A 4,977-nucleotide genomic window follows, 5' to 3' on the forward strand; every position below is an offset into this window, starting at 1 on the left:
CGCTGTACTTCGTGGTCGACACCATGCTCTTCGCCAAGGAGGGCAAGCCGGTGCCGCCCAACGCGGGTAGCGAGAAGCTGCGCCTGGAGGGCTCCTCCAACCTCGTGCTGCTGCTCGGCGTGGTCGCCGGCGTGCTCATGAGCGGTATGTGGAAGCCCCATGTCGAGTTCAACGTGTACCATGTGCATGTCGAGCTCCAGAACCTGACCCGCGACCTGCTGCTGCTCCTGCTGGCCTTCGTTTCCCTGAAGATTACCGCCCAGAGCACCCGCCAGAAGAACGAGTTCGACTGGTTCCCCATCGTCGAGGTGGCCAAGCTCTTCGCGGGCATCTTCGTGTCCATGATCCCGGCCATCGCCATCCTGCGCGCCGGCGCCGACGGCGCCCTGGCGGGCATCATCGCCCTGGTCACCGACGCCAACGGCGAGCCGGTCAACGCCATGTACTTCTGGCTGACCGGCGCCCTGTCCAGCTTCCTGGACAACGCGCCGACCTATCTGGTGTTCTTCAACACCGCCGGTGGCGACGCCCAGTACCTCATGCACCATGCGGAGACCCTGCTGGCCATCTCCGCCGGTGCGGTGTTCATGGGCGCCAACACCTACATCGGCAACGCCCCGAACTTCATGGTCCGTTCCATCGCCGAGTCCGGCGGCGTGAAGATGCCCAGCTTCTTCGGCTACATGGCCTGGTCGGTGGGTATCCTCATCCCCTGCTTCGTGCTGGTGACCCTGCTGTTCATCTAGCTCCCCGTCCCCTTGTAACGACACCCCCCGTGGCCGAAGGTCGCGGGGGGTTTTTTGTGGCCCGGGCCGGGGTTCGGGGATCAGGGCCGCAAGGGAGACGCAAGGGAGCTGCATGGTCCGGGCAGGCGGCGGGGCGGTCGGGCAGCGGGTGGAGGCCGATAAAGAATCGGGGCGGTCGGCAGAGGAGGGCGGTGGACAGAGGGGCAGGATGGCCGGGCAGAGGGCGGGAGGAGAGGGGCGGGCGGCGGAGTGCCGCGCGAAGAGGCCCCTCGGGGCATCGGCCCTGCGTGGTCCGATCCGGGGTGGGATGCGCCCGGGTGCCCGGGACGGGTGGCGCGGCGTGTTGCACGGGAACCGTTGCGCCGCGTGCGTGCGTGGCCGCGGGGGCGTGCCGCTGGCGCAAGGGCGCCCGGGTGCGTGAACCCCCGCCGCCGCCCGGCCCGGCGCAGCGCGGTGCCCGCCTTTGGAGTGCGCGCCGCGCCGCGCGGCCTGGTCCGGGCGTTATTCGGAAGAGGCGGGCATAAAAAATCGCGCCCGCCAGGGGATGCCCCGTTGGAGGTGCAGGCGCATCTTCGTTATAAAATTAATAATATCGAACGGATAAATATAGCAAGAACCGGATTGCCCCTGCGGGCGGCGTTTGTTGTTAAAAATATCACAAGCTTTCGGTTTCGTTGGACCACGCTCCCCCTTTCTGATGTACCTACGAGAACATCGAGCCGGGTGCGCCGCTGGGAGTGCGGCGCCGAGGCGAAGCCCAGCGAGGGGAACCCATGAGCAAGTACATGTTCAAGACCAACCAGGACCGCTGCATCAGCTGCAACGCCTGCGAAGTGCATTGCAAACAGAAGAACAAGGTGCCCGTAGGCGCGAAGCTCGGCCAGATGATCACGGTCGGCCCCCTGGACCGCGCTGGCAAGCCCAGGATGATGAACATGTTCATGCCCTGCTACCACTGCGAGCAGCCGTGGTGCGTGGCGGCCTGCCCGACCAACGCCATGGTCCGGCGCGAGGACGACGGCGTCGTCTACGTCCAGCGCGACCTGTGCGTGGGCTGCAAGGCCTGCATCATGGCCTGCCCGTGGGACATCCCGCAGTGGGACGAGGCGGCGGGCAAGGTGATCAAGTGCGACCTGTGCATGGACCGCCTGGACGCGGGCCTTCTTCCCGCCTGCGTCACGGCCTGCACAACGCACGCTCTGGAGTTCGTCTCCCCCAACGTCCGTTCGGCCAAGACGCGCACGGAGCATGGGCAAAAGATGTTGCTGAAGAAGGTGCTTCGGTAGGCGAAGCGCAGACATTTCCCAACAAATCCCAGGAGGGTGGCACAACAATGAGGCACAAGAAACTTCTGCTTTTGACCCTGTTCGCCGTGGCGGTGCTCCTGCTGAGCACGCAGTCGGCAATGGCCGACGCCCTGGCCGACGCCGTCGCCCAGGCAACCGAGGCCGGCAAGATCAACCCCGCCGAGGCCGCAGGCTACATGGGCATTCCCGGCGCCCCGCAGATCTCCATGGTCGTGGCCCTGTTGTGGGCCGTGTGGGTCGGCTGGATCTTCTCCACCGTCGGCGCCTTCGGCGGCATCATGGCCGGTGTCGGGCACATCACCGTCTTCGGCCTGGGCAACTACGCCAAGGGCCTGGGCAAGGAGATGAAACTCAACAAGCTGGTGACGGACTCCATCCGCGTGTCCAACCAGTGGCTCGTGGGCTGCTCGGCCGCCCTGTCCTCCTTCAACTACTACCGCGCCGGCCGCCTGGTGCTGCCCCTGGGCATCGCCCTGGCCATCGGCTCCGTGGTCGGCTCGCTCCTGGTGCCCTGGCTGACCGCCGGCAAGATCAGCCTCAAGCAGTACATCGGCTACTTCGGCCTGTTCGTGCTCTTCCTGGGCTGCTACCTGGCCTACGAGATGACCCCCGGCGCCCAGGAGAAGAAGAAGGAAGCCAAGGCCGCGGCCAAGGCCTTCCAGGACAGCGTGAAGTCCGGCAACGTGGACATGGCCGCCCAGGGCGTGAAGGTCAAGACCTTCACCCCCTCGCGCTGCGAGTTCACCTTCTTCGGCGTGGAGTTCTCCTTCAATCCGCTCATCCCCGTGGTCGGCGGTTTCATCATCGCCTCCCTGGCCTCCTTCCTGGGCGTTGGCGGCGGCTTCCTGCTGGTGCCGTTCCTGACCTCCGTGGCCGGCCTGCCCATGTACCTCGTGGCCGGAACCTCGGCCCTGGCCGTGTTCATCGGCATGATCAACTCCATCTTCTCCTACATGTTCCTCAAGAGCGTGACGGTGGACTGGACCATGATCGGCGCCGAGCTGATCGGCATCGTCATCGGCTCCACCGTGGGCCCGTACACCTCCAAGTACCTGCCCGACAAGGCCCTGAAGCTGCTCTTCATCGTCCTGGCCTTCTACGTCGGCCTGCGCTACACCACCCAGGGCTTCCTGGGCTACAGCATCCTGCCCCCCTACTGATCCGGGGCCGTGCATCCAACCGGCTGGCGGGCTTCGGCCCGCCAGCCGGACCTTCTGGAACCTGCGGAAGGGACGCCTCTTGCTCCCCCATCCCTGGCGTAGCGTCGCCGGGGCCCCCCGAGCCATCCGGGAGGTGTCCCTTCCCCAGCTCCCATCTCCGCATCAGCCCCGGGGCGCCCTTGCGCCAGACCCGGCGCCGGGGTATTCTGGGCGCAACGGGGCGCATCCGGCCCCCCAACCCGCAGGACGGCCCATGCTCATAGAATTCGAACAGGCCCTGGACCCGCTGTTCATCTGGATGTTCCGCTTTCCGCTGCCGCCCCTGGCTGCCTTCGGCGTGGGCCTCACGCTGCTGGCCCTGACGGTCACGGTGGTCGGCGAGCTGGCCATGGCCGGGGCCTATTTTCTGAACCGCAAGCATTTCGCGAAGATCAACCGCGAGATGATCCTGAACAACAACAATTCCATCCGCGCCCTCTCCCACGGCGACAAGAAAAGCTACACGGCCTGCAACAGCCTGGCCAACGAGGCCTTCGGGCAGAATTTCTTCTCCGGGCTGGCCCTGTTTGCGTCGAGCATCTGGCCGGTGGCCTTCGCCCTGGGCTGGCTGACCCTGCGCTACGGCGCGGTGGAATTCCCCCTGCCCCTGGTGGAGCATACCGTGGGCCCGAACTTCTTTTTCGTGCCGCTGTACATCGTGGTCCGGGTGCTCTTCTGCCGGGCCAAGCCCTATCTGCCCGTGTTCCGCACCATCCGCGCCGCAGTGCTGGCCAACCAGGACGCCGGGGAACGGATGCTCTCCTGGGCCGACCTGCTCACGCCCCAGCAGGGCAAGCGCCAGGGGTAGGCCGGAGGATCCATGCACGAGACCAGCCTCGGCCAGGCCCTGTGCGACTACCTGACCGGGGAACGCATCGAGGAAACCAGCTACGAGGACTGCCGCCAGGCCCTGGCGCGGATGCTCGTGCAGGAGCGCGGCTACCCGCGCGAACAGCTGCGGCCCAAGGTGGGCATAGACTTCCTCGTTGACGGCAAGCCTTACTGCCGCGTGGCCGACCTCGTGGCCTACGCCGAAGACGGTCGGCCGCTGCTGGTGCTCTTCTTCACCGCCGGGCAACCCGGCACCTTCGACCGCGAGATCGTCGCCGCCGCGCGGCTGCTGCCCGGCGGCCCCGCGCCCCTGGCCGCCGCCACGGACACCCGCGAGGCCGTGCTGCACGAGACCGCCCGCGGCGCGCGGATCGGCAGCGGCCTGGACCAGGCCCTGCCGCGCTGGGAGCATCTGCGGGAGCTGGCCAGCAGCCATCCCGCCCCGGTGCTGGACGAGTCGCGCCTGGAGCGCGAACGGCGCATCCTCTACACCTACAGCGAATTCATCTACGCCAGCTGCTGCCACACCTGCCCGCCCAAGCCGTCCAGGGCCTAGCAGGCCGTTGCAGGCGGCGGCCCGCCGCCGCGGCGGACAAGCCCGGCCCGCGTGTGCATGCGAAACGCGCGGCACACCCCGACTCTTCCCGCTCCCTGGCGGTCCGCCGTTCTTGAACGCCCTGCGGCTTGGCGCTTTTCCAGGCGGCCAGCCCGTGTCGCATCTTCAGCTCGGCCCGCCGCCCCGGCGCTTCGCCCCGCCCCAGCCGACGGCCAGCCGTCGTCTCTTCAGCTCGGCACGGGGAGCCCCGTGCAGAGCGGGTGTCGCGTTCTCCGCCCTGCGCCAGGGCCTTCGGGGGGCAAGCGTTTTTTCCGTCGCGGCATGCGGCGGGGACATGC

General features: G+C 67.4%; 5 protein-coding genes. All 5 read left to right on the forward strand.

Annotated elements, in window-relative coordinates:
- Positions 1-746 (forward strand): sodium:proton antiporter (locus M0P34_RS13650; RefSeq protein ID WP_291500082.1); only part of this gene is annotated, 746 nt, incomplete at its 5' end.
- A gap of 773 nt (positions 747-1,519) precedes the next feature.
- The gene (locus M0P34_RS13655; protein WP_291500084.1) at positions 1,520-2,032 is read left to right on the forward strand and encodes a 4Fe-4S dicluster domain-containing protein; all 513 of its coding nucleotides are present in this window, start codon (positions 1,520-1,522) and stop codon (positions 2,030-2,032) included.
- A gap of 47 nt (positions 2,033-2,079) precedes the next feature.
- A complete protein-coding gene (locus M0P34_RS13660) occupies positions 2,080-3,213 on the forward strand; it encodes a sulfite exporter TauE/SafE family protein (protein ID WP_291500086.1) in 1,134 nt (377 codons plus the stop codon).
- A gap of 253 nt (positions 3,214-3,466) precedes the next feature.
- Positions 3,467-4,060: a hypothetical protein gene (locus M0P34_RS13665; protein ID WP_291500088.1), complete on the forward strand. Its 594-nt coding sequence runs from the start codon at positions 3,467-3,469 to the stop codon at positions 4,058-4,060.
- Between the two features lie 12 nt (positions 4,061-4,072).
- Complete coding sequence (locus tag M0P34_RS13670) at positions 4,073-4,639, forward strand: type I restriction enzyme HsdR N-terminal domain-containing protein (protein ID WP_291500090.1); 567 nt, start codon at positions 4,073-4,075, stop codon at positions 4,637-4,639.
- Positions 4,640-4,977 lie beyond the last annotated feature (338 nt).

Origin of the sequence: Desulfocurvus sp. (genome assembly GCF_023230885.1) — a bacterium.
In the GTDB taxonomy this organism is placed as follows: domain Bacteria; phylum Desulfobacterota; class Desulfovibrionia; order Desulfovibrionales; family Desulfovibrionaceae; genus Desulfocurvus.